Annotated in this window: 19 protein-coding genes and 4 pseudogenes; 12 read left to right on the forward strand and 11 right to left on the reverse strand. The window is 68.4% G+C overall.

What is annotated here, in order from left to right; genetic code table 11:
* Nucleotides 1-51: 51 nt before the first annotated feature.
* The 3 genes and pseudogenes from HUV60_RS32885 (at nucleotide 52) to HUV60_RS32895 (ending at nucleotide 1,522) form a co-directional block, all read left to right on the forward strand.
* On the forward strand, nucleotides 52-426 hold the full coding sequence (locus HUV60_RS32885; RefSeq protein ID WP_257853791.1) for a hypothetical protein: 375 nt from the start codon (nucleotides 52-54) through the stop codon (nucleotides 424-426).
* A pseudogene (locus tag HUV60_RS32890) lies at nucleotides 427-1,179 on the forward strand (Hint domain-containing protein); the annotation flags it as partial.
* A gap of 16 nt (nucleotides 1,180-1,195) precedes the next feature.
* Entirely contained in the window at nucleotides 1,196-1,522 is a 327-nt protein-coding gene (locus HUV60_RS32895) for a hypothetical protein (RefSeq protein WP_257853711.1), read from the forward strand.
* Between the two features lie 152 nt (nucleotides 1,523-1,674).
* Here HUV60_RS32895 and HUV60_RS32900 read toward each other — a convergent pair.
* Nucleotides 1,675-1,905: pseudogene (locus tag HUV60_RS32900) on the reverse strand (tyrosine-type recombinase/integrase); the annotation flags it as partial.
* A 96-nt stretch (nucleotides 1,906-2,001) separates the two neighbouring features.
* Between HUV60_RS32900 and HUV60_RS32905 the strand changes: the two are divergent.
* Together HUV60_RS32905 and HUV60_RS32910 are read left to right on the forward strand one after the other, a co-directional pair.
* Nucleotides 2,002-2,169 (forward strand): annotated as a pseudogene (locus HUV60_RS32905) (transposase); the annotation flags it as partial.
* A gap of 154 nt (nucleotides 2,170-2,323) precedes the next feature.
* The gene (locus HUV60_RS32910) at nucleotides 2,324-2,803 is read left to right on the forward strand and encodes a transposase (protein ID WP_257853713.1); all 480 of its coding nucleotides are present in this window, start codon (nucleotides 2,324-2,326) and stop codon (nucleotides 2,801-2,803) included.
* 167 nt (nucleotides 2,804-2,970) lie between these two features.
* On the opposite strand, the gene HUV60_RS32915 is transcribed toward HUV60_RS32910, so the two are convergent.
* The 6 genes from HUV60_RS32915 to HUV60_RS32940 all read right to left on the reverse strand — a co-directional run bounded on the left by HUV60_RS32915 (nucleotide 2,971) and on the right by HUV60_RS32940 (nucleotide 8,067).
* On the reverse strand, nucleotides 2,971-3,912 hold the full coding sequence (locus HUV60_RS32915) for a 3-oxoacyl-ACP synthase III family protein (protein WP_257853714.1): 942 nt from the start codon (nucleotides 3,910-3,912) through the stop codon (nucleotides 2,971-2,973).
* A 2-nt stretch (nucleotides 3,913-3,914) separates the two neighbouring features.
* On the reverse strand, nucleotides 3,915-5,273 hold the full coding sequence (gene ccrA / locus HUV60_RS32920; protein ID WP_257853716.1) for a crotonyl-CoA carboxylase/reductase: 1,359 nt from the start codon (nucleotides 5,271-5,273) through the stop codon (nucleotides 3,915-3,917).
* Nucleotides 5,274-5,581: 308 nt separating this feature from the next.
* The gene (locus HUV60_RS32925) at nucleotides 5,582-6,025 is read right to left on the reverse strand and encodes a type II 3-dehydroquinate dehydratase (protein ID WP_257853718.1); all 444 of its coding nucleotides are present in this window, start codon (nucleotides 6,023-6,025) and stop codon (nucleotides 5,582-5,584) included.
* Nucleotides 6,022-6,864, reverse strand: coding sequence for a hypothetical protein (locus HUV60_RS32930; protein WP_257853720.1), 843 nt, complete (start codon nucleotides 6,862-6,864; stop codon nucleotides 6,022-6,024). Before HUV60_RS32930 ends, HUV60_RS32925 begins: the two co-directional genes overlap by 4 nt.
* The gene (locus HUV60_RS32935; RefSeq protein WP_257853721.1) at nucleotides 6,861-7,094 is read right to left on the reverse strand and encodes a hypothetical protein; all 234 of its coding nucleotides are present in this window, start codon (nucleotides 7,092-7,094) and stop codon (nucleotides 6,861-6,863) included. The genes HUV60_RS32930 and HUV60_RS32935 overlap by 4 nt, the downstream gene beginning before the upstream one ends.
* A 217-nt stretch (nucleotides 7,095-7,311) precedes the next feature.
* The gene (locus HUV60_RS32940; protein ID WP_257853723.1) at nucleotides 7,312-8,067 is read right to left on the reverse strand and encodes a thioesterase II family protein; all 756 of its coding nucleotides are present in this window, start codon (nucleotides 8,065-8,067) and stop codon (nucleotides 7,312-7,314) included.
* Between the two features lie 110 nt (nucleotides 8,068-8,177).
* On the opposite strand from HUV60_RS32940, the gene HUV60_RS32945 reads away from it, so the two are divergent.
* From HUV60_RS32945 to HUV60_RS32965, 5 genes and pseudogenes are all read left to right on the forward strand, one after another.
* Nucleotides 8,178-9,770, forward strand: coding sequence for an IS1182 family transposase (locus HUV60_RS32945; protein ID WP_257851318.1), 1,593 nt, complete (start codon nucleotides 8,178-8,180; stop codon nucleotides 9,768-9,770).
* 121 nt (nucleotides 9,771-9,891) lie between these two features.
* Nucleotides 9,892-10,785, forward strand: coding sequence for an IS982 family transposase (locus tag HUV60_RS32950; protein WP_257848832.1), 894 nt, complete (start codon nucleotides 9,892-9,894; stop codon nucleotides 10,783-10,785).
* 169 nt (nucleotides 10,786-10,954) lie between these two features.
* Nucleotides 10,955-11,629: an FAD-dependent monooxygenase gene (locus HUV60_RS32955; RefSeq protein WP_257853724.1), complete on the forward strand. Its 675-nt coding sequence runs from the start codon at nucleotides 10,955-10,957 to the stop codon at nucleotides 11,627-11,629.
* Nucleotides 11,630-11,677: 48 nt separating this feature from the next.
* Nucleotides 11,678-12,895, forward strand: a pseudogene (locus tag HUV60_RS32960) (IS3 family transposase).
* A 108-nt stretch (nucleotides 12,896-13,003) separates the two neighbouring features.
* Nucleotides 13,004-13,894, forward strand: coding sequence for an FAD-dependent monooxygenase (locus tag HUV60_RS32965; protein WP_257853726.1), 891 nt, complete (start codon nucleotides 13,004-13,006; stop codon nucleotides 13,892-13,894).
* A 70-nt stretch (nucleotides 13,895-13,964) separates the two neighbouring features.
* Here HUV60_RS32965 and HUV60_RS32970 read toward each other — a convergent pair whose 3' ends face one another.
* A complete protein-coding gene (locus tag HUV60_RS32970; protein WP_257853789.1) occupies nucleotides 13,965-14,369 on the reverse strand; it encodes a type II toxin-antitoxin system PemK/MazF family toxin in 405 nt (134 codons plus the stop codon).
* A 1,112-nt stretch (nucleotides 14,370-15,481) separates the two neighbouring features.
* Here HUV60_RS32970 and HUV60_RS32975 point away from each other — a divergent pair.
* The gene (locus HUV60_RS32975; protein ID WP_158719359.1) at nucleotides 15,482-15,970 is read left to right on the forward strand and encodes a hypothetical protein; all 489 of its coding nucleotides are present in this window, start codon (nucleotides 15,482-15,484) and stop codon (nucleotides 15,968-15,970) included.
* A 110-nt stretch (nucleotides 15,971-16,080) separates the two neighbouring features.
* The gene (locus HUV60_RS32980; RefSeq protein WP_269441268.1) at nucleotides 16,081-17,499 is read left to right on the forward strand and encodes an ISKra4 family transposase; all 1,419 of its coding nucleotides are present in this window, start codon (nucleotides 16,081-16,083) and stop codon (nucleotides 17,497-17,499) included.
* A 14-nt stretch (nucleotides 17,500-17,513) separates the two neighbouring features.
* Here the strand turns inward: HUV60_RS32980 and HUV60_RS32985 are convergent, their stop codons facing one another.
* The 3 genes from HUV60_RS32985 to HUV60_RS32995 form a co-directional block, all read right to left on the reverse strand.
* Nucleotides 17,514-18,710: a PE-PGRS family protein gene (locus tag HUV60_RS32985; RefSeq protein ID WP_269441269.1), complete on the reverse strand. Its 1,197-nt coding sequence runs from the start codon at nucleotides 18,708-18,710 to the stop codon at nucleotides 17,514-17,516.
* Between the two features lie 988 nt (nucleotides 18,711-19,698).
* Nucleotides 19,699-22,356 (reverse strand): DEAD/DEAH box helicase, encoded by a 2,658-nt coding sequence (locus tag HUV60_RS32990; RefSeq protein WP_269441270.1) that lies wholly within the window; start codon nucleotides 22,354-22,356, stop codon nucleotides 19,699-19,701.
* 43 nt (nucleotides 22,357-22,399) lie between these two features.
* Nucleotides 22,400-22,687: a hypothetical protein gene (locus HUV60_RS32995; protein WP_269441271.1), complete on the reverse strand. Its 288-nt coding sequence runs from the start codon at nucleotides 22,685-22,687 to the stop codon at nucleotides 22,400-22,402.
* Between the last annotated feature and the right edge of the window lie 645 nt (nucleotides 22,688-23,332).

Genomic DNA, 23,332 nt, shown 5'->3' on the forward strand with positions numbered 1-23,332 from the left:
CCCTGGGCTGAATAGCTACGCCCGGACGGCAATAGCACCTACCGGGACTGGATGATCTCGAACGGTGACGGAACCTGGTCTTACCGTCACGAAACCTCCACTTACAACTATGGCTCGGGGGGTGACCTCCACAGCGTCAACCGAACCGGCAGCTACCATCCGCCGCTGGGCACAAAAACCATCATCAAGCCGTACGACCTGACAGCCCAGAAGAGCACACTCAAATTCATGGCCTCCCTCGTCGTCCCTGATGTCGAGTCATGGAAGAAGGTGGTTACCGGAGAGGCAAACGGCTGGGACTACCTTGGCGTCGCCTCGGACATCCCCTTCGTGAAGGCCTTGAAGCTGGTACCCGATTCGGTTGCGAAAAAGGGTAAAGAGGCCGTCGAAGAATGGCTCAAGAAATACGCCTCAGGATGCAAGTGATTCCTCGCCGGCACCCAAGTCCTCATGGCCGACGGCAAGACCAAGGAAATCGAAAAGATTAAGGTCGGCGACGAGGTCGTTGCCACAGATCCGGAAACAGGGGGGACCCGCCTCCGGAAGGTCACCCGCCTGATCGTCACCGAAGATGACAAGCACTTCAACGAACTGACCATCGAAACACCCGACGGACCCGAGAAGCTCACCGCTACACACGAACACCCCTTCTGGGTTCCCGAGATCGGCGCCTGGGTCGAGGCCCGCAACCTCGTCGCCGGCATGACCCTCAGAACCCCTGACGGCACCACCGTCCGCGTCATCAGCAACCGGCCGTACACCAAGCACGCCCGGACATACAACCTCACCGTCGACGACCTGCACACGTACTATGTGCTGGCGGGCGAGACACCGGTACTCGTTCACAACAGTAACTGTGGCGTCCGTCAGCATGACAAAGCCAGGGGTGCCGCCGGTGTTGATGAAATGACGGCGACGTTTGAGAAGTTCTACAAGAAGTCCGATATATGCAGCGAGAGCTACGGGAACGGGCTCGAACTCTGGACTCCCTATGGCGTGCGTCAAGTGGATATCGCGGTCAGGCAGCCAAACGGCAATCTTCATCTTTACGAGGTAAAGGTGAATAAATCGAACTACACAAAGGGTCAGCGCAGGAAGGACCAATGGCTAGCGAAGACGTACGGGTTTGAAACCTCGGTAGTCCGTCGCAGTACAGAATGTCCAATCTGCAACCCCTAACTCGAGAGGATGGCCAGTGAGTAGCGACTTCGCCTTCTGGAAGCGTTGCATCGTGGACCCCGAGGAAGTCTTTGACGCCCTCGCTGAAGGTGACACTAGCGCCCTCGCTGTAAGCCCTGACGTGTTGCGGTTTCGGGAAGAATTGCTGGCTAGGTGGCCGGACGTGAACGACGTTCTGGAGCCATCTCAGTTTGACCTGGAGGAGGAGCCTGACGATGCATCCAAGTACGTCCTCCTGACCCTTTCGGTTCGCCAGCTTGACTATCTCCCGGAGATTCTCGACATGGCGAAGAGGAACGGACTCGTTGGATTTAGCGGAGTGGCGGGCGAGCCAATCGCTTGATCATCCACAGGGATGGCCCTGCCTCTTCGCTCAGGCGAAGAGGCAGGGCCGCTTCATGACCGGTATGAGGCCTTACGTCCTGCCCTGACGGCAGTAGTTGACGGCAACGGCGGCGAACACTTCTGATGTTCGCCGCCGTTGCCGTGCGTGGGTCAGGGGCGGTTGAGAGCATTGCCGAGGGCAGTCATGGCTTCGCGTTGGAGGCGGAGGCGTACGTGGGCGTAGACGGCGGCGGTGACGCCGATGTGGGCGTGGCCGAGGAGTTCCTTGATCACGACGAGTTCGACTCCCTGCTCCAGGAGCAGGGTGGCGGTGGAGTGGCGGAGGTTGTGAAAGCGGATGCGGCGGAGGCCAGCACTGCGGAGGAGCGTGGTGAGTGGGCGGTTCGTGAGTCTATGAGTGGTTCTGGCGTCGCCTGATGGTGTGAGCGAAGCCGGAACGTGCCGGTCCGGTGTCGGTGGGCTGCTGAGGTGGGTGGAGTGAGTGAACGCAAGCCGTACCAGAGCGACTTATCCGACGAGCAGTGGGCGTTGATCGAGCCGGTGCTCACGGCCTGGAAGGCCCGGCATCGCTCGGTCAGTGGGCATCAGGGGCGTTATCCGCTTCGGGAGATCGTGAACTCGATCCTCTACCAGTCCCGGACCGGCTGTCACTAGCTGTTTCTCAACCGTCGGGTGTTCGATGGCGTCCCGTACGGTGTCCTGGATCAGGTGACGGAGTCCGGGAGTGGGCATGAGGACGGGGCCCTGTTCATAGCGTGTCGGTTGTCTAAGCCAGCCACGCGAGGAACAAAGCCCCGTCATGCAGAACGCTACCGTCGTCCTGTCCGATCGTCCGTTGCCCGACCTGCGGTTCGCCGCGGAGTGTGACTGCCTCGCTCACTTGTACGGCAATGCCGGGGACCGGCCGCTGCGGGCCCGCGTCTACGCGACCGATCTGACGGACGAGGAATGGCAGATCGTCCGGCGGGTGATGCCTGTGCCGGGCTGGCTATGTGGCCGCGGGGGCAACCCGGAGGGTTTCTGCCACCGCGAAATGATCGATGCGGTGCGGTACTTCGTCGACAACGGCATCAAGTGGAGGGCGATGCCGGCCGACTTCCCGCCCTGGTCGGCCGTCTACGCATTCCAGCATCGCTGGCACACGGACGAGCTCCTGGACGTACTGCACGAGAGGCTGCGGGAGCAGGTACGCATCGTGGAAGGGCGGGACGATCCCGAGCCGAGTGCGGCGATCGTCGATGGGTGTGGCTCCTTTGGAGGGACGGCCCTAGCTGCGTGAACTGCGGCTTGAGGCACGCCCGAGTGATCGACTCGACCACGACAGCGGGTCACGCGGTGACCGGCACCCTCCGCGCTGTCGATCTTGATGCGACGCGCGGGCGTGACCTGCTGGTTCCGAAAGGATCTCCACGACCGGCAGTCGAGCCCAACCGGCAAATGCCCAGCTCAGCCTGTCCCTCCAAAGGAGCCACACCCAAGGCCGACCGGCACCGATGCGGAACCGATGTTGCCGCTGTGACGCAATGGCAGATGGGTCTCTGCCCGCTCCAGACCGCTGACCTCGGCCAGTTCCGCCACCAGCCGTCCATTGGCCTGGTGCGGCACGAAGTGCCGCACGTCGGTGGGTTCGTAGCCGCAGCGCTTGAGCAGCCCGGTGATGAGGCCGGGGACGTTGTCCAGGACGAAGTCGCGCACCCCCCGGCCCTGCATGCTCAGCAGGTGGTCACCGTCCGCGACGGTCTCGACGGAGGCGGGACGGCGGCTGCCCCCGGCCGGCATGCTGATCAGCTCGTGGGCCTCGGCCCGGCTCACCAACTCGACCTTGAGCAGGCCGCGTTCCGGATCGCCGGGCGCGTGCGGGACGGAGCCGACGACCGCGGCCCCGGCTCCGTCCCCGAACAGAACACTGGTCGCCCGGTCGTCGAAGTCGACGAACCGGGTCCACACGTCGGTGCCGATGACCAGGACCTTCGTCGTCGGGTCCAGCGCCACGTACGCCCGGGCGATGGACAGCGCGGTGACGAACCCGGTGCAGGCGATGTTGACGTCGAAGCAGGCGGCCCGGTGGGCGCCGAGCGCCCGTTGCACCAGTGACGCGGTGGAGGGGATCGGGGCGTCGCCGGTCGTCGTGGCGACGATGATGAAGTCGATGCGGTCCGCGTCCAGTCCGGCCTGGTCCAGGGCGGCGCGCGCGGCGTGGACGGCGAGGTCGGACGCGGCCTCGTGCGGTGCCGCGTACCGCCGTTCGACGATGGCGGTCCTGTCGGCGATCCACTCGGCGGAGGCGCCGGGTACCCGGGCCTCGATCTCCTTGTTGGTCACCACCCGTTCGGGCAGGTAGGAGCCGGTCCCCAGCACGGATATGACGTAGTCCTGTTCCCTTTCCACGGTCACGCCGCCTGCACGCTGTCGTGCGCGTAGGCGCGCATCAGGGTCAGTCGGTCCTCGCCGATCCGGGCGCGCCGCTCGGGATCGGTCACACCCAGGCCCGGACGGTCGGCCAGGCAGAGCACGCCCACTTTGCCGATGTGCTGGTTGAGCTGCACCAGCCGGGTCGCCGGGCCGGCCTCCTCCAGCGGGAACAGCGAGGTCAGTGCGGGCACCAGCGATCCCTGGTCGAACAGGCGCGCGGTGTCGACCTGTTCCTGGAGGTTCGCCACATGGCTGCCGATGATGCGCTTGAGCCGCATCCACAGATAGCGGTTGTCGAACCGGTGCTCGTAGCCGGTGCTCGAACCGCAGGTCACCACGGTGCCTCCGCGCCGCGCGAGGAACACCGAGGTACCGAAGGTGGATTTGCCCACGTGGTCGAAGACGATGTGCGGATCCTCGCCCACGCCGTCACGGATGAGCCGGCCCAGCCGCTTCCCCTGCGCCACCGCGACCGCCGGCTCGTCGTCGGCGTCACCGCCGAAGTCGTACTCCTCGCGGTTGATCACCAGGTCACAGCCGAGGGCGCGCGCCACTCGCACCTTCTCTTCGGAGCCGACGACTCCGACAGCGATGCCGCCGCCGTTCTTCACCAACTGAACGGCGTAGGCTCCCAGTCCGCCGGACGCGCCCCAGATGAGGACCACATCCCCCTGCTTCATCCGTGCGCCGCGGTCGCTGACCAGCATCCGGTACGCGGTTCCCGCGCACGCCGGGACCGAGGCGGCCTCCTCCCAGGTCAGGTGTGCCGGCTTCGGGATCAGCTGGCTGGCCCGGGCGATGGCGTAATGGGCGAGGCCGCCGTAGTTGGTCTCGAAGCCCCAGGCGAGCTGGTTCTCGCTGAGCATCCCGTCCGCCTGGACGGACGCCTCCTGGTCCTCGACACAAGCCGCGTTGACCAGCGCGTGGTCACCGACGCGCCAGCGCCGCACGCCGGAACCGGTGCGGACGATCACTCCGGCGGCGTCCGAGCCGAGGACATGGAAAGGCTGGTCGTGCCGCTTCGCCCAGCCGCCCTGGCGCCCGTAGGCCTGCAGGAACCCGAAGGTCGACAACGGTTCGAAGGTCGCGGACCAGACCGTGTTGTAGTTGATGGAGCTGGCCATGACGGCTATCAGCACCTCGTCGGGCGCGAGTTCCGGCATCGGCACCGTCCCCACGTGCAGGGTCTTGCGCACGTCGCGGTCGCCTTCGATCCCATCGAAGGTCTTCTCGTCCTCGATCCGCAGGTGCGCGGCGAGGAACTCCGCCGGCACTTCCGCGGCGGCCAGCTCCTGCGGGCCGGCACCGGCACGTACTGCATCGGAGAGTGACATCATCGGGCTCCTCGTCAAGCCATGTCAGGCTGGTGAAACGATCGGGTTTTCCATGTCGGGCTCGTCTCTCACCCCGCGTACGGGACCCATCTGCGGTCGTCTACGGTCGTCGAGGGGCTGCGCGCTCATCGCGGGCACCCAGGTACCGGGCGTGCCGCGCGTGGTCGCTGGCCTCGAACGGGGCGCCGGGGATCGTGTACGCGAGTCGGCGGCCGTATACGGGGGCGACGAGCAGGGTTGAGCGAACGGGTCCACGCGGCACGGCCCAGCGAAACCCGCGCCGGCGGCGCGCCGGTCCGACGCCGGCCTGCTCATCGGACCTCGCCGGTCACGTGCAGGAGGGCTCGGGCCGCCAGGCGGTAGCCGAACGCGCCGAGGCCTACCACGACGCCGGAGGCCAACGGGGCGATGATCGATTCGTGCCGGAACTGCTCCCGCGCCCACACGTTGCTGAGGTGTACCTCGATCCACGGGTGCTCATAGCTCGCCAGTGCGTCTCGCAGGCTCCAGCCGGCGATCATCAGGGCGCCAGGGTTGACCACGGCGCCCACGCTGTCGGGCCCGTGCTCGTGGATCGCGCTCACCAGATCGCCCTCCGACTCCCGTTGGAGGGACAGGACTTTCCAGCCCTGCTCGCTCACCTCGTCGGCGACCGCCTGCTCGATGTCGGCCAGGGTGTCGGTGCCGTAGATCTCAGGCTCGCGGCGGCCCAGGATGCCAAGGTTGGGACCGTTCAGTAGGAGCATCGTGCTCATGTGTCACCTCGCCGTTCAAAGGTCCGAACCGCATCCGGTCCGTGGTCCAGTGCCCCTTCGGGGGCGGCTGTCAGGGCGTCTTTTCCGAGCAGGGGCCCGGCAGTCTCTTCGGCGTGGGCCATCGCGTACCGCAGGACGGCCGGCGCCATCAGGGACGTCACGACACGATTGACCCGGCTCAGCAGGCTCAAGTGGTGGCAGGCCCTTGCCCCGGCGCCGGCATGAACTCGCCGGGCGCCCTGGAGGTCGCCGGCACCGCGGCGGCCGCGCCCGGGACGGTCGGCGGGGCCGGCGCGGTGAAGTCCCGGCACAGGCCGGCGGTGGCTGAAGAAGATCGGTGCAGGGGCGGCGAGGACCATGGTCCGCATGGGCTCCCGCTTCGCCGGGTCCACCATGCCGCTGGTAGCGATCACCACGTCGAAGGCGAAGGCGGCGATGCCACCTTCGGCCGGCCCGACGGTGACCATCGCCGGACCGACGGACAGCAGAAGCAAGCCCGCCAGGTCGGCCACCACCCCTGCCGAGACGAACAGTTGCCCGATGCCGCGGTGCAGCAGCGTCATGTCGAGCAAGGTCTCGCCGATCACCGGAAGGGCGCTCACACCCATCGCGACGCCACGGAACAGCGCGAAGGAGCACGCCTCGGCGCCGGCGGGCACGAACGTCCTCGGCAGCAGAAGGCCGGTGACGATGCCGAGACCGGAGGGCAGACGCAGGCCTGCGACGCTGACTTGGGCCGCGGTGAGCCCGCGCCGACGGACGAGGGTGAACTTCCTCTCGGCGCCGGTGATGCCGACCGGCAGCACGCCCAGTTGACCGACCGCATCCAACCGGTTCATCTGAGCTGCCTGTTGGGGCAGCGGCCGACCGGAGAAGAGAGGCCGTGGCGGCTGCGGGAGGATGCGCCGGCGCAGACGCCCGCAATCAGTTTGCCGGTGACCGCGGGCGTCCTGAAACCCATCGCCGGCCGGCCGAGGACGACGGCGAGCAGCAGGACGAGCGCGCCTTCGGGCGAGAACACCGGCAGGACATGGTGTCCGATGGCCGGCGAGGGGGCGGCGAGGGGCATCTCGGCTTCTCTCCCGATGAAAGGGTCGGGTGGGTCTGCAGGCCCAAAGGCCTCTGTGGTGGCCTCCGGGCGAGAAGGAGCGGCGTGGTGTTCGGTGCGTGCTTTCGCCGTGCGCTGCCGAGGTCTTGGAGCGGTGCGTCCGGTGAGTGGGGGGTTTCTCACATGTACGTGCGGCAGCAGGGAAGCGAGTCAGGCGCCGCGACGTCGCGGCGGTCCTTCAGAACGGCCCGAGCCGCCGGGTCACCAGGCCGATGACCTCGGCTGTCCGGTCCACGAGGAAGAAGTGGCCGCCCCGGAAGACCTCCGTCTCACATGTCCCGGTGGTGTGTTCGGCCCATGCCTCGGCCTCATCGAGGGAGACCCGGGGGTCGCTGTCTCCGGTGAGCACGGTCACCGGGCAGCCGAGGCGTCGGCCGGGCTCGTGCCGGTACCGTTCGATGGCGGTGTAGTCGCTGCGGATCGCCGGCAGGATCATCGCCAGCACCTCCGGGTCGCCGAGCAGCATCTCGCTGGTGCCGCTGAGCTTTCTGAGCTCGGCCACGAGGTCAGCGTCGCTCGCCGAATGCACCCCCTCGTCGGCATAGCGCGACGGCGCCCGCCGACCGGACGCGAACAGCCGTACCGGCGCGGGCAGTCCGGCGTCCTGCATGCGCAGCGCCACCTCGTACGCGAGGACAGCGCCCATGCTGTGGCCGAACAGGGCCAGTGGCTTGTCGTCCAGGTGCCGCAGCGTGGCGAAGATCTGGTCCGCGAACTCGGGGACGCTGTCGATCCTCGGCTCGTGGAGCCGGGTCTGCCGACCCGGGTACTGCAGGGCCAGCACCTCCACCGAGGGATGCAGCGCCTTGGACACCGGGAAGAAGAAGCTTGCGGAGCCGCCCGCATACGGAAAGCACACAAGCCGCACACTGCTCTGCGGCGCGGGGTGCGAGACGCTCACCCAATTCTTGAACTGCGCCGTTGCTTGATGCATGCCGGACGAGCTCCTCGTGGTTGGTGAGGGAATACCGGAAGCCTAGAAGGCCACTGAAAATCTTTTGCGTTCTGGCCCCGGACCGGTAGGTCCGAGGCCAGTCTTGTGGCATGCAGGGGGAATGGGCCGGTGAGTCGGTCGGGCCGGATGTGTGGGAGACCTGCCGGGAGTTGATCCCGGCGGGAAGCGTGTTCGCGTTCCTGGCCGAGCACCGTGAGGCGCTCTTTCCCTCGGAGTTCTTCGCGGACATGTATCCGTCGGCCAACGGGCGGCCGTCCCTGCCGCCGCAGGTGCTGGCCGCGACGGTGGTACTGCAGAGCCTGACCGGGCTGTCGGACTTCGAGACGGTTCAGGAACTGCGCTGTGACCTGCGCTGGAAGGCCGCCTGCGGGCTGGGCCTGTACGACACCGCCTTCGATCCCTCGCTGCTGACCTACTTCCGGCGCCGACTTGCGCGCTCGGCCGACCCGATGCGGATCTTCACCAAGGTCAGGGAGGTGGTGGCGGCCACCGGCGTGCTCAAGGGAAAGCAGCGCCGGGCGCTGGATTCCACGGTCCTGGACTATGCGGTGGCCACCCAGGACACCGTCACCCAGCTGGTGTCCGCGATCCGCCGGGTGATCCGCGAGGTCCCCGGCGCCGGCGAGATCGCCGGCCGGTGGTGCACCGCGCACGACTACACCGACCCCGGCAAACCCAAGATCGCCTGGAATGACGAGGCCGCCCGCGCCGCGCTGGTCGACGCGCTGGTGTCCGACGCACTCAACCTGCTCGGCCGGCTGCCCGACCGCGAGCTGGGCGAGCGGGCCGCGAACGCGGTGGGCCTGCTCGCCCTGGTCGCCGGCCAGGACGTGGAGCCGGCCGAGGACTCCGACGGCCGCGACGGACGCTGGCGCATCGCCCGGCGCACCGTGCCCGACCGGACGGTGTCCACCGTCGATGCCGATGCCCGGCACATCCACAAGAACCGCACCCGCCACCAGGAGGGCTACCGCGGGCACGTGTCCTTCGAGCCGGAGGCCGGACTGTTCACCGCCGTGGCGCTGACCGGCGGCTACGGTCCGGACAACCACGAGGCCGCCGTCGCGCTGGACCTGCTGGCCGACGAAGACCACAGCGAAGGCGAGACGCTGACCGTGCTCGGCGACTCCGCCTACGGCACCGGCAGCCTGCGCGAACAGCTGACCGCCCAGGGCCACGTCCTGGTGATCAAACCGCCGCCGCTGCGGCAGGCCGTCCCCGGCGGCTTCACCATCGACGACTTCCACGTCGACACCGGCGCCGCCACCGTGACCTGCCCGGCGGGACAGACCGCGAATCTGGGCCGCCCCAAGGCCGACGGCGCCCGCACCGCCCAGTTCAAACGGCTGTGCACCGGCTGCCCGCTGCGGGAACGCTGCACGACCTCGAAGACCGGACGGGTCGTCAATGTCCACCCCCAGCACGGGCTGCTGACCGCCGCCCGGCACCAGGCCACCACCGACACCGCCTGGCAGGACGAATACCGCCGCTGGCGGCCCCCGGTCGAACGCGCCATCGCCTGGCTCGTCGCCCACGGCCACCGCCGCGTCCGCTACCGAGGCGTGATCGCCAACAACATCGCGCTCCACCACCGCGCCGCCGCCCTCAACCTCCGCCGACTGATCAACCTGGGACTCACCCGAACCAGCGGCACCTGGCACCTCGCCCCAACCACCCCATGACGAAGAAGGGCCGCCCGGCCTGCGGCCGAACAGCCCCTCCACAAGATTTTCAGTGGCCTTCTAGACGAGTAAGTCCGAAGTCTCGTTGAGCGCAAAGGGTGAGGGTCCCGTTGGTCGATGTGTGACGAACGACCTCGAGACCCTCATCACCGCACTGTACGTGAAGATCGACGACGAGTTGGGAGGGCCGCGTTGGCTGGGCAGGCCGCCGTTGCTGACCGACTCCGAGCTGGTGTGCGCCGCGGTCGCCCAGGCGATGCTCGGATTCACCTCCGAAGCCCACTGGCTGCGCTACGCCCGCAAGCACCTGGCCGGGATGTTTCCGTACCTGCCCCAGCAGTCCGGCTACAACAAACGCCTGCGCGCGGCGCTCGGCCTGGTCAAGCGGGTCGTCCGGATGCTCGCGAAGGCGTCCGACTTCTGGCTGGACGACTGCTGGATCGTGGACTCCACCCCGGTGCCGTGCGGCATGTCGCGGCCCACCGTGAAACGCTCCGACCTGGCCGGATGGGCCGGATACGGCTACTGCGCCAGCCACTCGCGGTTCTTCTGGGGGCTGCGGCTGTACCTCGTGTGCACCCCGGCCGGGATGCCGATCCTGTGGGCCCTGGCGGACCCCAAGATCGGCGAACGCGAGGTGCTGGCCGCGATGCTGGAGGTCGAAGCAGGCGTCGTCGCCGAGCACGACGGCATCCTGCTCATCTCCGACAAGGGCTTCGCCGGCCGAGCTTTCGAGCAGTTGCTGGCCGACCACGGCATCACCTTGCTGCGGCCCTCCCGCAAGCGCGAGAAGGCCCGGTACGGCGAGCCGATGCTGAAGAAGGTCCGCCAGCTGATCGAGTCGGTCAACGACACCCTCAAAGGCCAGCTCGACCTGGAGGGCCACGGAGGGCGCAGCTGCGCGGGCGTCGCGGTCCGCGTCGCCCAGCGCATTCTGGCCATGGCCGCCGCGATCTGGCTGAACAACCTGACCGGCGCACCGATCACTCGATCGTTGATCGCCTACGACCACTGAAGACATACGACTTACTCGTCTAGGTACGTGCAGGTGGCACCGCGTATCCCCAGATCTGATAGTCCCATGCCCTCGAGCGGCCCGAACGCCGGTACGGATTGTTAGTCTTGCGCCGCTCCGATTCCGGCAGTCATGCCTGCGCCAGCCACCCTGCGACGAGGGGTTTCCCGTGCCCGAGACGTCACCGCACCAGCAGCCCGCCGGCGCGAGTCCCGAGACAGACGCGGACGTGATTGTCGTCGGCAATGGCCCAGTCGGGGCCACACTCGGGATCCTGCTGGCACAGCGCGGCCGACAGACCATCGTCCTGGAACGGCGCCGACGCCCCTACGCCCTGCCCAGGGCCACCAGCTTCGACGGCGAGACGGCACGCCTGCTCGCCGGCTGCGGGGTGGGTCCCAGCCTCGACCGGATCACCGAGCCCGCCACCGGTTATCAATGGCACTCCGCCGACGGTGACGTCCTCCTTGACATCGCCTTTCGCACCGAGGGCCCCTACGGGTGGCCCGACGCCAGCACCATGCACCAGCCCGCCCTCGAGGAGCTGCTGGCCTCGCGGGCAGCCGAGCTGCCGGCAGTGACGGTGGAACAGGGCCGCCAGGTCGTGGGAATCGAGCAGCAGGACGACCGGGTCGTGGTGACGGCCGAGGACGAAGACGGCGCAGCCCAGACGTACACCGCGAGGTGGGTGGTGGGCTCTGACGGTTCCAACAGCTTCGTCCGGGACCATCTGGATGTCCCGGTCACCGATCTCGGCTTCTCCTACGAGTGGCTGCTGTGCGATGTGCAGCTGCACGAGCAGGGCAAGTTCGTCCCCACCAAGGGGCTTCACCCCGGATCGTAGACACCTTGGACACTGGACCTTGAGGGTCCAGAGGAAGAGATGTCACTGATGGTGATGAAGGTGTATTCGGCGGAGTTCAAGGCGGATGCTGTCGCGCTGTACCTGTCGGACCCGAAGAATACGTTCGAGGGCGTGGGCAAGGACCTGGGCGTCAGCCGGGAGACGCTGCGGAATTGGGTGCGGGTCGAGCGCACCCGGCAGGGCCGTGCGGCGGCCGCGAGTCGCTCGCCGCGGGCGGTACAGGCCGTTGATGTACCCTCCGACGATGTGCTGAAAGAGGAGAACAAGCAGCTCAGGGCTCGGATCAGGGAGCTGGAGACCGAGCGGGAGATCCTGCGGAGGGCCGCGAAGTATTTCGCCGGCGAGACCAACTGGTGAGCCGTTTCCAGTTCGTTGATGATCATCGCGGCGCGTATCGGCGTCAAGCGGCTGTGCCGGGTCCTGGAGGTCTCCCGGTCCGGGTTCTACCGGTGGCTGAAGGGCGCCCCGGCCCGCATCGAGCGGGCGCGGTCCGACGCCCGCCTGGCCCGGCGGATCCGGGAGATCCACAAGGAGTCCGACGGTACCTACGGCGTCCCGCGGATCACGGCCGAGTTGTGGGACGCCGGGATCGAGGTGAACCACAAGCGGGTCGCGCGTGTGATGGCCCGGATCGGCCTGCAGGGCGTGCATCTGCGTAAGAAGGTCCGCACTACCGTCCCCGAGCCGTCCGCGACGCCGGTGCCCGATCTACTGCGGCGTGACTTCACCGCGAGCGAGCCGAACACCAGGTACGTCGGCGACATCACTTACCTGCCCATCGGCGACGGCCAATTCCTGTATTTGGCAACGGTGTTGGACCTTTGCTCGAAACGGCTGGCTGGCTGGTCGATCGCCGACCACATGCGCACCGAGCTGGTCACCGATGCGCTCCGGGCTGCGGCCCGTACCCGCGGCGGAACTCTTGACGGGGCGATATTCCACAGCGACAACGGCGCCCAGTATGCGTCGAAGGAGTTCGCGAACGTGTGCCGCGAACTCGGCGTGACCAGATCACGTGGGGCGGTCGGAACCTCGGCGGACAACGCCGCCGCCGAATCCTTCAACGCAAGCCTGAAACGGGAGACCTTGCAGAGAAGGAAACGCTGGTCAGGGGCGCGCGAGGCCCGCCTCGCGGTGTTCCGGTGGGTCACTCGCTACAACACGAAAAGAAGACACTCCGCACTCGGCCAGATCAGCCCGATCACCTACGAACAACGATCGATTACGCTGGCCACTGCTGCATAGCAAACGGTGTCCACGATCCGGGGTCAAGCCCCCAACGTCCAGATCTGTGATCCTGCCAGGCCTACGACCCTGGTGGGCAGCGGACCAGGGCATCGACGCTGGGAGTTCATGCGGCTGCCCGGCGAGCGTGCCGCGGACCTGAACCGGGAGGAAACCGCCTGGCGGCTTCTCGCTCCCCACGGGGTGACCCCCGACACGGCGACGCTGCTGCGCAGCACCACGTACATCTTCCAGTCCCGCTGGGCCGAGCAGTGGCGGGTCGGTCGGGTACTGCTGGCCGGGGACGCGGCCCATCTGATGCCGCCGTTCGCCGGACAGGGTATGTGCTCGGGCATCCGCGACGTCACCAACCTGGCGTGGAAACTGGATCTGGTACTGGGCGGCCTCGCCCCGGCAGCGCTTCTCGACACCTACACACAGGAACGCCGCGCACAAGTACACAAGTCGATTCTGTCCTCGGTCCAGCTAGGCCGGGTGATCTGCGTGACGGACCCCGCGGCCGCGGCCGAGCGCGATTCCACGATCCTGGCGGGTCGCCGCGGCCGTGGTCCGGCCGTCCCGGATCCGGCGTTGCCCATCACCGAAGGGCTCCTGCACCGGAAGGCGGACGGGTCGCCCATCTCCCCGGCGGGCGATGTGGCCCCCCAGGGCCAGATACGCGGCCTCGAAGGCACGGGGCTTTTCGATGATGTGGTCGGCCGCGGTTTCGTTCTGATACTGGCAGAGGGCGCGGACGCCGACCTCGACGCGGAACAGTCGGCATTCCTCACGGACCTGGGTGCACACGTGGTGACGCTGCTCCCCGACGACGGGACGCCGCAGAACATGTCGGTCGCCGACGTGGGCGGCGTCTACCGCACCTTCCTGGCCCGCCACGGGGCTGACGCGGTGTTGATCCGTCCGGACTACCACGTGTACGGGGCGGCCTCAGGTCTGCGGGCAGCGGCGGCGCTGGTGGACGACCTGAGGACCCGCCTCCAGTCCAGCCTTGGTTCGTGATCTCGATGGTGAGGGGCGCGGAGGCAACAACAGGCGGACAGCGTCGACCATCCGCCCGGGACCGCCCCCATTACCCGGGTTCACCGCGACGCAGGGCGTCCCTCATCTCGCTGAGCTTCGCGGTCATTGCCGGGTTCTGCTCGTGCGGCTGTTCAGCGAGTCGGAGGGCGTTCTCAATCTCGCTGAGTTTCGCCGTAGACAGAACGGCCGCCCGCTCGACCAGGTCGTCCCGTGACACGGTGGTCTGCCACGTGCAAGGGGTGAAGCCCGGACGCGGGAACGCGAGCCTCAGCACGCCCTCGAGAGGTAGCCCTTCCTGCACACCGACTCGCACTTCGACGCCCAGACCGCCCATGTCGACACCCGCCGGCGCGACGACCTGCATCGCCTGGATCCCGGACGCGTCGTCTCCCGACAGCAGCACGAACAATCGCCGCTCGTCGGAACCCACCCACCAGACTTCGCCACGTTGCACATGTCCTCCTGACACGGGACGGCAGGCGAACCAGCGCGACCCTGACGGCCTGTGGAAACGGGTGAGGCCACCGTTGATCATCGGTGGGTGAAGACAGACGATCACGCGGTGGCCGCAGGTCACATTGTACCGAGCCCGCTGACGGGAGGCGTTCGAGGTCCTGATGAGCCGGATCGGTGCACGCGCGTCGAACCCCGGCGCCGAGCCCGGAAGTTGGTCGAGCCGGTTCCGCCCCGCCACCTGCCCCGCGGTCCACCTGGAGCACCAGCCGATGCGAGGGTGTTCAGCCGCTCCCACCCGCGGCACCACCCCGGGCCGGTGCCCCTGGTCCGGTGCGGCCATGTCTGCATTTTCGCGCCGGAGATGCACGACCCCAAACCCGTAAGGGTGTGGCTCCTTTGGAGGGACGGCCCTAGCTGCGTGAACTGCGGCTTGAGGCACGCCCGAGTGATCGACTCGACCACGACAGCGGGTCACGCGGTGACCGGCACCCTCCGCGCTGTCGATCTTGATGCGACGCGCGGGCGTGACCTGCTGGTTCCGAAAGGATCTCCACGACCGGCAGTCGAGCCCAACCGGCAAAGGGTGTGGCTCCTTTGGAGGGACGGCCCTAGCTGCGTGAACTGCGGCTTGAGGCACGCCCGAGTGATCGACTCGACCACGACAGCGGGTCACGCGGTGACCGGCACCCTCCGCGCTGTCGATCTTGATGCGACGCGCGGGCGTGACCTGCTGGTTCCGAAAGGATCTCCACGACCGGCAGTCGAGCCCAACCGGCAAATGCCCAGCTCAGCCTGTCCCTCCAAAGGAGCCACACCCACCGGCAAATGCCCAGCTCAGCCTGTCCCTCCAAAGGAGCCACACCCAACCCGTAAGCGCGACGGCGTCTCCTGGAACATACCGCGACACGAGCGCGACAGGCGGGTGGGGATGCAACGGGCTCCGCGAGCGATCGCCGGGTTGGGTGCATATCTTGTGAGGGTGCGTCGTTGGGGTGATTCGTCAGGGTTCAGGTCTCGGTCGGGGGTTGCTGGTTCCTAGCCTCGTGGTGTCGAGTCCGGCTGTGGTGGGCGGGCGTTGAGCGAGGGTGGGTGGCATCTGTGCCGTCGTTGATGGCTGCCTTACAGGCCAGGGAAGACGAGGTCCGGGCGTCCGCGGCCGAGGTGCGGGCGCGGCTGGAGGTGTTGACCGCGGAGTTGGCTACGGCCGAGGAGCAGTTGGTGCGACTGCGGATCACGCGGGAGACGGTGGAGGAGGTGTTGTCCTCACCGGTCGGCCCGGCGGTGCCGCCGGGGGTGGTGCTGGATACGGAGGGGGCGGTGCTGCCGCAGTTGGCGGAACTGGTGCCGGTGCTGTTGGCCGCCGAGGCGGCCGGGGACACGACGGTGACCTCCGAGCCGTATCGGCGGATCCTGATCGTGTTCGCCGAGGCGTCCGGGCCGTTGCGCTGCAAGGACGTGTGCGTCGGGGTGGGGTTGAGCACGGAGGCGAACCACACCGAGGGCATGCGTGGCAAGCTGAAGAAGCTGGTCGGGCGGGGGATCCTGGCCGAGGTGGAGCCGGGGTTGTTCGGGCTGGCCTGTCGGGCCGGTGCCCGGTGAGCGGCGGCGTGATCGGCGGGGATCTGGCGGCGGCGGAGGCCGCGTTCGCCGCCTCGCGGGGCTTGTTCGAGCAGGTCAGTGCCCGGATGTAGTCCGTGGAGACCGGTTCGTTGACGCACTCGCAGCTGGAGGAGGTGCTGGGCGCGGACATGCGGGAGGTGACGCGGCAGCTGTATCAGGACCATCTGCGGCTGCGGGAGCTGACCGAGCAGCGCATCGAGCAGGTCGTGGACGCCGCCGGCCGGGAGCGCACCAGGATCGAGCGGGGCCGGCGGCGGATCCTGTCCACGGTGTTCGGGAAGGTGACCGTCGGCCGGATCGCCTACCGCGGCGACGCCGTGCCGGATCTGCACCCGGCCGATGCGGCGCTGAACCTGCCGGCCGGGATGCATTCGCACGGCCTGGCCAAACAGGTCGCCATCGAGGCGTCCCGGGGCTCGTTCGCCGAAGCGGTCGAGCGCGTCAACACCCTGACCGGCGCCGGGATCGGCCCGCGGCAGGCCGGCGAGCTCACCGTCGCCGCCGCCGCGGACATCGACGACTTCTATGCCGCCCTCGCGCCCGAGCCGTGCACGGACGCCACGCTGCTGGTGATGTCGGCCGACGGCAAGGACGTGGTGATAAGGCCGGAGGCCCTGCGGGAGGCCACCGCGAGAGCCGCCGCGGCCAAAGGCGGCAACAAGCTGCACAAACGCCTGTCAGCCGGGGAGAAGAACGGCCGAAAGCGCATGGCCACCCTCGGAACCGTCTACGACGCCGAACCCGCGGTACGCACCGCCGACGACATCATCGCCGACCCCGACACCGGCGAGCAGGACACCACCCGCCGGAGCAAAGGACCCAGGGCCCGCTCCAAGTGGCTGACCGGATCGGTCAACGACACCTGCTCCCAGGTCATCACCGCCGTGTTCGACCAGGCCGAACACCGAGACCCCGACCACCGGCGCACCTGGGTGGCCCTCGTGGACGGCGCACCCCACCAGATCGATCTGATCAACGAGCAGGCCGCCGCCCGCGACGTGCAGGTGCACATCGTGATCGACATCATCCACGTCCTGGAATACCTGTGGAGCGCCGCCCACGCCCTGCACCCCGGCGGCAGCAAGGACATCGAGGCATGGGTCGCCCGCACCGCCCGCACCATCCTGGCCGGAGACGCCCTGACCGCAGCCGAGACGATCACAACGGCCGCCACCGACGCAGGGATCGCCCCGGGCCAGAACAAGAGCATCGACGACGCCGTGGCCTACCTCACCAACAAAGCCGACTACCTGCGCTACGACACCGCGCTGGCCGCCGGCTGGCCCATCGCGACCGGGATCATCGAAGGCGCATGCCGCCACCTGGTAAAAGACCGCCTCGACATCACCGGGGCCCGCTGGGGCCTGGCCGGAGCCGAAGCCGTCCTGAAACTCCGCGCCCTGCGCACCAACGGCGACTTCGACACCTACTGGGCCTGGCACGAACAACAGGAGTACACCCGCAACCACCAGGCTCGCTACCGCAACACCCTCATACTCACCGCCTGATCACACAGACACCCTCAAAAGATGCACACCCAACGACGTAGGTCGGACGCGGCCCGGTGCCGTACTTCCTCGTTGCTGTCCCGGCTGAACCTCTCCACCAGCTCTGGCGTGGACTCCGGGTCGTCCAAGGCCAGCTGGCGCATTCTGGCGTTCGGGTCGTCGGCGTAGCGCAGCAGGTCGCGGCGGGGGAAGTTGGGGTGGCCGTGAGGGCGGTCGGGGGTACTGAGGCTGCCGGTCCACCACTGCCACACCCGCAGGAGCATGTCGGCGGGCGCGTCGTCGCAGGATTCCGCGAGGAAGAGCTGGACGACGCGGTCGTCGTCGCGGGCGAGACGTTCGACGACGTCCGCAGGGAGGTGCCGGGCCCGGGCAACGCTCCTGCGGATCAGGGGGTGGGAGGAGGCGGCCAGGCGGCGCATGGCGCCGGGATCCTCGTGCAGTGCCATGACCCAGTCGAGCGGGTAGTAGTGCCCGCGCGGGTCGAAGTCGATGGGGATGCCCGCCCGCTGCTCCTCGGTGATGTCAGCGCGTGTGGCCACCACGAAGCGGACGTTCTCGTCAGGGTCCTGGGCAAGAAGTCCGACCAAGTCCGGGTCCAGGTGCGGGTTGCCCGCGAGAGAGCTGCGCTGGGCCGGCTCTCCGTGGTGAGCCAGGTGTTCGGCGAGGCCGCGTTCGAGGCGGCAGGACTCAACCGCGCGCTCTCGGACTCCTTCGGTATCGAACACCGAACGGGGCATCGGGTGCTCTCGGTGGTACCGCAACAGCGCCTCGATGCGCACTTTGCCGGAAGGATCGCTCAGAAGCTTGCGCCGGGCCGGGCCGTCCAGATGAGGCCAGGCCCTTTGGCAGGCTGAGGCGCGTACAGAGGGATCCTCGTCGCCAGCCAGCGCGGTCAGTATCCGTACGGGCAGTCCGCGAAGACGAGCTGTCTCTTTCCGGACCTGGACGGAAGGATCCGCGGCGAGCTGCTCGTACGCGGCGTCGGTGAGCTCGGCGTGCTGGTCAGCCGCCAGCAGGGTGAGGATCCAGCGGGGCCGGGCTCCCCGCTCGCCCAGGATCAGACGAGTCCACTGCTCCGCTGTGAGGCCCGGCTGGGCCTCGGCCAGCAGCTGCCTCACCTTCCCCTCCGGGTGGACGATGGCCGCCTCGATGACCACCGCAGGCAGACGCCGCCACAGGGGGAAGTGCGACACACCAAAGGAGACGGGCACGCAGGTCATCGGGGGTGGCCGGGTTGAGTGCCAGCCCGTGCGCCCACATCTCACGCACCCGCTCCGAAGACCCCGGCCCCTGAAACAGCGATGTCCAAGCGGCTGCCCGCTCCCGCGGGCTCTCCTGGGCCGCCGCCCGAGCGGCTGTCTCCTGCCGCTCTCGCAGGTGGTCCACGCCGATCAGCCATACCTCGTCTTCTTCAGTGGTCACCCCCAGCAGGATGTCCCCGTCCATCGAGAGGGTGACGAACTCCGGCTGCCCGGGCCGCTCGCCCAAAACTCCGGCGAGGTCCCACTGCTCCGTGAGCTGCACCCGCGTCCAAGGCCTGGGCGCGCAACGCTGTCCAGTTGCCCGCGACGTCGATCAGGAAGACACCATCCCCGCCGAAGATCCCGCTCTCGGTCCCGAGCCGGTGCCACTGCGCATTGAGCTCGGCGACCAGGTCCGCTCGGTCTGCCCTCACACTCACGGTCGGCCTGATTTCTCCCGCGACGACCAAGCGCCACGCGGCCCGGGGCGACGCTACCTCCTCGGTCTTCCAGTCCCCCGCGATGTGCAGCCCGGCGCGCCGCAGCATCTTCATCAGCTTGTCTTTCCCACCCGTCATGACTCTGCTGCGCAATTACCCGGCGTGATGACGCCGTGCCGATACGGCCTTCAGAGCGCGTCGCAGATGCAGGCAGGCCGGGCGCGGCCGAGCCCTGAAAGCACGGCACGTGATCGCTCGCCGAATTGAGCAGCAGAGTCCGTCATGGGTGCTCATCCTGCCCGACCCTGATTCCTTCCCCTCCAACGGCGGATGGGTAGACACACCAACCAAGCGCAGATGCCGGTCCACTTGGCCGCCACCCCTCTTGTGCAGTGGCTCGCCGCTGGTCTCGTTCGCCGCGTGCCGTAAAGACCAACAGCAGAGCCGCAGGCCGCTCACTCACCCGGTGGCGCTCGCGCATCTGGTCGGCTGTAGGGACTCCCCACTGACGGTCGGCGTCACACCCACTTCACGCCCAGCTTCCGCAGTGCGTTCAGCTGCTCCGCCGTGAGTTTGTCGCGCCTCGCGCGGGTGTTGGAGACCCATACGCCGAGCCGGACCGCGATCGGCTCGGCCTCGCCGTCGACCGCGATCTTCTCAGCGTGGCCGCGTGGTACCGGCCGGTGGGGGCCTTCCCGTTCCACCCACTGTGCGAGGGCTGTCAGGCCCCGCTGGAACGCCTGCTGCGCCTTGCTCGACCCCTTCGCCGCACGCCCGGCCGCCGGGGCGGGAGGCGGCGCCGGGGCGGGCTTGATGCCCAGCGTGGTCAGCCGTTCCTGCTGCTCGTCGGACAGCAGCTTCCAGGTGCCCGGCTGTTTCTGCCGCTTCAGCCACCGCCCGATGTCGTCGCCGTCCATCAGCACGCCGGGCGCGATGTCGGGCAGCACACCGTCGGCATCGACCAGGTCCGCGAGGACGCGGTGGTGCCGCTGCCAGTCCAGCGGCCAGGGGCAGTTCCAGTCCTCGTCGATCGCCTCCAGTTGCCCGGCCCGCACCGCGGCGCGCTCCGGGTCCTTCCTGAGGCCGCCTTGCCTGCGGAGGTTGGCCATGTGCTGCCCGACCGGGACGGGCTGGCCGCCGGCGGGGTCGTCCCACACCGCGTCCTGACGGGGAGCAAGGTGCCCTGTGGCCCGCCGGTACGACCGGAGCACGGCGAGCTTGGCCTCCCACACCTCCTCACCCGGCTCCCACACCATCCCGGCCTCCGGCGCGTCCAGCAGCTCCTTGCGCCGCGGTTCCAGCTCACCGGCCCGCAGCGCCTTCCGTTGCTGGTGCACCCACCTCCCCAGCGGAAAGTCCTTCGTCACTCCGACTTCGACCTCGACGTCATAGGGGACGGCGTGCAGGCCGGTGATCTCGTTCTCGGCCCGCCAGCGGAGCAGGGCCTGGTAGCCCTCGAGCCAGACCAGGGACTCCGGCCGGTAGACCCGCGTGCGCAGGAACGCCGCGATGGTCGCCGCGTCCCTGGGAGAGGAGAAGTGGAGCAGGGCCGTCTCGGCAACGGCGTCGGTGTCGTCCTCCTCGTCCTCGCCGCCGGCGCCGATGATCCGCCCGTCCTCGTCGCGCCTCACGTGCACCGTGCGCTGTCCGCTGGTGAGGGCGCGGGAGGCGAGCTGCTCGACCAGGCGTTCATCGTGCGAGCGCAGGCCCTGGAGCACGGCCACGAGCGGCTTGAAGCTGGCGGAGGCGACCATGTCGGTCGGGTCCTCGCCGGGCTCCAGGAACACCGGCACGATGATCCGGGCGACCTTCGTGGTGCCGTCGCGGTTGAGCCGCAGCGCGCGGCCGATGTTCTGGACGATCTCCACCTGGGATCCGCGGGTGTCGGCGAAGCAGACGGCCTCGACTCCCCGTTCGCCGGTGATGTCGACGCCTTCCCCGAGCACGCGGCAGCTGGCGAGGAAGGCGCGGTGCACCCGGCGCTCGGCCACGTCGATGCCGTTGGCGAACTGGCGAAGGACCTCGCGGCGTTCGGTGACGAGGTGGTCGCCGCACAGCCAGGCCGACCAGACGCGGTCCGGGGGGACGTGGCGGCCGGCCTCCAGCTCGTAGAAGGCCGCGTCGATCGACGACGCGGGGAGCCGGTCCGCGGCTGCCAGGTCGTGGTCGGAGGCGCCGCTGGCGTACAGCTCGGCCGCTGTCTGGGGCAGCTTGTCCGCGAAGGCTGCGGCCTCTTCCACCTTCTGGTGGAACGTCATCACTGTACGGAGGTTGTACGCCGCCGCGTGCTCCAACAGTGCGGTCTGCAAGAGAGCGAGGCGCCGGCCCCGCTGTGCCTCCTCCGTTTCCCCGAGGGCGGGGGAGGGGTCGTGGATCTCCAGGACGTCGATCTCGAAGCCGGCGAGGATGCCCCGCTCGATCGCCTCCGAGAGTCCGAGCTCGGCCAGCCACGGCCCGTAGGTCCCGTCCGGGTCGTCGGCCATGCTCGCGAGCTCCAGCTCCTGGCCGCCGGTGCCCTGCTGCGGCCGGGGCGAGGCGAGGATGCGCGGGGTCGCGGTGAGGTACAGCCGGAAGTCGGCCGGGATGCGGGCATTGTCGTGGATCGCGGCCCACGGCCTGCCGAGATCACCTGCGGTGGAGTGGGCTTCGTCCACGATGGCGAGGTCGAAACCGCTCATTTGCTGCCCGTACAGGCGCTCCCCGCCCGCCAGGGCGGCCTCCAGCGGCCCACGAACCTTCCGCTGGCCCTCGGGTGCGTCGATATCCTCGCGGTCCACCAGGGAGGCGTACGTAGCGAACACGACCACCGGCCCCGACCCCGCCCACAGCGCGAGCTGAATCGGATTCGTGGTGGTACGCACCCCCAACCCGTCCAGCACCGCATCGCTCTCCAGCGAGCACACCGCCACCATCGGGGCCCGGTGGCCCACCCGGCGCCACGCCTCAGCGGTCTGTGCGAGTAGGTCCAGGGTCGGCACGGTCACGAGGATCCGGCCGCCCGGGAAGCAGTCCAGCGCGCACGCGGCGGCGGTGATCGTCTTGCCCGATCCGGTCGCGGACACGATGGTGCCCCGTGCCCCCTCCGACGGCACTGATGATCTTGCAGGGAATCCCATCCACCTCCGAAACGCCGACTTCTGATCGACCTGGTGTTCCCGAAGCCGGATACCCAGCATTTCCACGCTCCTCCTCTGCCTTCTTTTCTGCTCGCTTCGGAAATCACCAGGACGGCGTGAAGGGTGGGACGGACACCGTGCCGTCCTCGCCCACGACGATCCGCTCGGCGAGCTGGGCCAGGACCTGAGAGGGGCGCAGCCCCGTCCGGCTGGCCACCGTCTGGATCAGTCGACTGGGCGCGGCGGACAGCCGGACCTCCGCTCGCAGTTCATCCGCTTCCTCCCCCTGCCGTTCCCCGAAGGCGGCCTGTGCCGCAAGAGCACCAGCAAGCCGTTCCTCACGCTCGCGAGCCCACACCGAGCCTTGAGCGTCCTGTTCTGGCTCGTACACGCTCCAACCGGCTGCAGTCATCAAGTCTCTGACGCGCTGCCACTCAGCGTGTTTAGCCAGCCAGATGGCAGCCAACCCCTCCGGTCCATCTCGAACTCGTAGAAGGAACCGTTCCCCCTCAACTGCTCCGCGGTCTCCCGCTCACGGACAGCGGCCTCCGCGACCTTTTCCGCAACGGCGGCGATGTCCAGGCCATTCGCTTGACGCCGGACCTGATCCCGCGCCACGTCCTGAGCACTCCACATGCGTTTTCCCTTTTCCGAAAGGCGCGGGCATCTGGGCCCGCATCGGGTGGTTGAGGGGTGTCCCATACTTCCGCCAACGCTACATGGTGCATCAACCTGATGCACCCACTACCCAGAACCCGAAACGAACGAGGCCCCCCACTCTCGCAGCCAGCCCGGCCCGCGAAGTGGGCCCCAAAGGTCCTGGAGGCGCAGCTGGAAGGACCGTCAGGTGGGGGAGCGCAGCGGACCCGCCGGCCCGGACTGCAGCGCAACGGGAGCCCGGTAGCGGGACGAAGTCCCGCCGCTCCGGGAGCGCAGCGGACGGAGCGTCAACCCCGATGCGTAGCATCGGGGTTGAGCAGGTGGCGCAGCCACCCGCCAGCGCTCCCGCGGGCGGAGCGCAACCCCGTGCGCAGCA

Origin of the sequence: Streptomyces sp. KMM 9044, from assembly GCF_024701375.2 — a bacterium.
Classification (GTDB): Bacteria; Actinomycetota; Actinomycetes; order Streptomycetales; family Streptomycetaceae; genus Streptomyces.

Excerpts from the sequence above, each read along its gene's own strand:
- HUV60_RS32885 (WP_257853791.1), top strand. The coding sequence starts at position 52 with ATGATCTCGAACGGTGACGGAACCTGGTCTTACCGTCACGAAACCTCC.
- HUV60_RS32910 (WP_257853713.1), top strand. The coding sequence starts at position 2,324 with ATGCAGAACGCTACCGTCGTCCTGTCCGATCGTCCGTTGCCCGACCTG.
- ccrA (WP_257853716.1), bottom strand. The coding sequence starts at position 5,273 with ATGATGTCACTCTCCGATGCAGTACGTGCCGGTGCCGGCCCGCAGGAG.
- HUV60_RS32925 (WP_257853718.1), bottom strand. The coding sequence starts at position 6,025 with ATGAGCACGATGCTCCTACTGAACGGTCCCAACCTTGGCATCCTGGGC.
- HUV60_RS32930 (WP_257853720.1), bottom strand. The coding sequence starts at position 6,864 with ATGAACCGGTTGGATGCGGTCGGTCAACTGGGCGTGCTGCCGGTCGGC.
- HUV60_RS32935 (WP_257853721.1), bottom strand. The coding sequence starts at position 7,094 with ATGCCCCTCGCCGCCCCCTCGCCGGCCATCGGACACCATGTCCTGCCG.
- HUV60_RS32940 (WP_257853723.1), bottom strand. The coding sequence starts at position 8,067 with ATGCATCAAGCAACGGCGCAGTTCAAGAATTGGGTGAGCGTCTCGCAC.
- HUV60_RS32945 (WP_257851318.1), top strand. The coding sequence starts at position 8,178 with ATGCAGGGGGAATGGGCCGGTGAGTCGGTCGGGCCGGATGTGTGGGAG.
- HUV60_RS32965 (WP_257853726.1), top strand. The coding sequence starts at position 13,004 with ATGCGGCTGCCCGGCGAGCGTGCCGCGGACCTGAACCGGGAGGAAACC.
- HUV60_RS32975 (WP_158719359.1), top strand. The coding sequence starts at position 15,482 with ATGGCTGCCTTACAGGCCAGGGAAGACGAGGTCCGGGCGTCCGCGGCC.
- HUV60_RS32990 (WP_269441270.1), bottom strand. The coding sequence starts at position 22,356 with ATGCTGGGTATCCGGCTTCGGGAACACCAGGTCGATCAGAAGTCGGCG.